The organism is uncultured Cyclobacterium sp. (assembly GCF_963976465.1).
Lineage (GTDB): Bacteria > Bacteroidota > Bacteroidia > Cytophagales > Cyclobacteriaceae > Cyclobacterium.
In genome coordinates this window covers 1-2,225 of record NZ_CAXBOC010000675.1, presented here as the reverse complement: position 1 = coordinate 2,225, position 2,225 = coordinate 1, and the positions used below count along the sequence as shown (strand labels likewise).

Here is a 2,225-nt window from a genome sequence, read left to right as displayed (position 1 = left end):
CCTCTACCTATAGAAAACCAACGGGTCTGTGCACCTATCTCTATGGATAGCTGAATTCCCCCTCCTTTCTTTAAGTTTATTTCAGGTTCCGGATAAAAGTATCCTTCTCGTTGCAAAGAATCCACTATAGCCTCTGTATAGCTAAGCATTTGCAAACTATCCTCAAAGGATTGGCTCATTTGCTTGATCTCCTCCCCTTCTTGCAGAAGATTTATATGAAGCGTATAGGCTGTATCTTGAGCCATTCCTGTGAATGCAACAAATGAGCATACAGCAAAAAAAATATAGAAGGTACGCTTTACCAAACACCCCTCACCTTCATCTGAAGGGTATATACCGCTTCAGAAGCAGTAATGAACAGCGTTTTTCTATCACCTGCTCCAAAACAAACATTAGCAGTCCATTTTTCATCAACCGGTATATGCCCAATTTTAACCCCCTTGCTATTAAAAATGGTGACTCCATCACCTGTAAGGTACACATTGCCCCTATGATCAATGGTCATTCCGTCTGATCCCATTTCAACAAAGACTTGTCTATTGGTAAGGTATCCATCCTCCTCAATATCATACACATAGGTTTTTTTCGCTCCTATGTCTGCGACGTAAAGCTTTTTCCCATCATAGGTTCCCACAATCCCATTTGGCTTGACAAGGTTTTCATCCACTCTAAAAAACTGTAGGCCATCTTTTCCTAAGTAATACAAGTGATTGCCTCCTTGCTGAGATGCCGGATCTCTATCCCAATACTTCCTTTCGTAAAGAGGGTCGGTTATATAAATTCCACCCTTAGGGTCGGGGTTAATCCACAAATCGTTGGGACCATTTAACTTTTCCCCTTTGAAATTCTCGATCAACACTTTGGTATTCCCTTCTTTATCAATAGACCAAAGTTGATTATCCTTATCGGCACAAGCCAGCAGCTCTCCTTCTCTATTAAAGTACAAGCCATTGGCCCTTCCTGATTCATCAGTAAATTCAAGGATTTCTCCGGTACCAAATTTCCATTGGTAAATTTTATTATTGGGTTGGTCGGTAAAAAACACATTACCTTCACGGTCTACGGCAGGCCCTTCGGTAAACCCAAACCCATCAGCCACTTTAACCAATTCAACATTTTTCCCAACCAGACTTTTTTTAACATCCATCTGGGCAAAAACCTGGCTTGACAAAATAAAATTTATTAAACAAATCAACGGAAATATTCGATTCATATTCATGAAAGGTAATGGTTAGGGTTCTTTTTTTCTGAGCGTTACAAAATTAAGGCAATTATCACCAAAAACTAAAACCTAAGCCCAATTATCTTTACCTTTGCAAAAGAGTTGTAGGTAAATAATCAGCAAAAGCATTTCGTTTTTGACCCGGAATTACAAAAACACAAACTTACAACAGCAGGCTTTACATTTATTGAAAAGCGCATTTTAAACCCCAAGACCATGCATTGCTCTACAATGCATAGCGGACAGCAAAGGCAACCATTTCTAAATATCTAACCCTGTTTTATGTCGGGCATATACATTCATATACCCTTTTGTTTGCAAGCATGTACCTATTGTGATTTTCACTTTAGCACCAATCGATCGAATCAAAGTGAAATGGTAGACATGATTTGTTTGGAATTGAGCCAAAGAAAAAATTACCTGAACCAAAAAGGCCCCATTGAAACCATCTACTTTGGAGGAGGAACACCGTCCATTTTATCCATTCCCCAATTGAAAAAAATTTGGGACACCATTTTAGACAATTTTGATTGTAAGCTTCAGGAAGCTACCCTAGAAGCGAATCCTGACGATTTGGATGAGCAGACTTTAGCTGAGATGCTTTCGCTGGGAATTGACAGGTTAAGTATAGGCATACAGAGCTTTCATGATCCGGTCTTGCAATTTTACAACAGGTCCCATAATGCCAAAGAATCCCAGGAAATAATTAAAAAAGCAAGAAAGGCCGGTTTCAAAACACTCTCCATGGATCTCATTTACGGTTTCCCCTCCAATGACCATAGCCTTTGGGAGAGGGACTTGGCAGCTACACTGGAACAGGAACCTGACCACATCAGTAGTTACTGCCTCACAGTGGAACCTAAAACCGCCCTTGGCGTTTGGGAAGAGAAAGGCAAGTTCAAGGAGGCCTCAGAAGACTTTCAAGCGGAACAATTTGAAATCTTACAAAAAACCTTGAATCAGGCAGGATATATTCAGTATGAAATTTCAAATTTCGCCAAAG

The 2,225-nt window shown here is 40.0% G+C and carries 2 protein-coding genes and 1 pseudogene; 1 reads left to right on the top strand and 2 read right to left on the bottom strand.

The genetic code is table 11. From position 1 onward, the window contains the following. A pseudogene (locus tag AAC037_RS23745) lies at nt 1-245 on the bottom strand (hypothetical protein); the annotation flags it as partial. 53 nt (nt 246-298) lie between these two features. Continuing rightward, on the bottom strand, nt 299-1,147 hold the full coding sequence (locus AAC037_RS23740; protein WP_339906123.1) for an SMP-30/gluconolactonase/LRE family protein: 849 nt from the start codon (nt 1,145-1,147) through the stop codon (nt 299-301). A gap of 357 nt (nt 1,148-1,504) precedes the next feature. Here AAC037_RS23740 and hemW point away from each other — a divergent pair. Next, the coding region (gene hemW / locus AAC037_RS23735) for a radical SAM family heme chaperone HemW (RefSeq protein ID WP_339906122.1) at nt 1,505-2,225 on the top strand (721 nt) is incomplete at its 3' end.

What these genes read in the sequence shown, in the direction of transcription:
- AAC037_RS23740 (WP_339906123.1), bottom strand. Translation starts at nt 1,147, where the DNA reads ATGGATGTTAAAAAAAGTCTGGTTGGGAAAAATGTTGAATTGGTTAAA.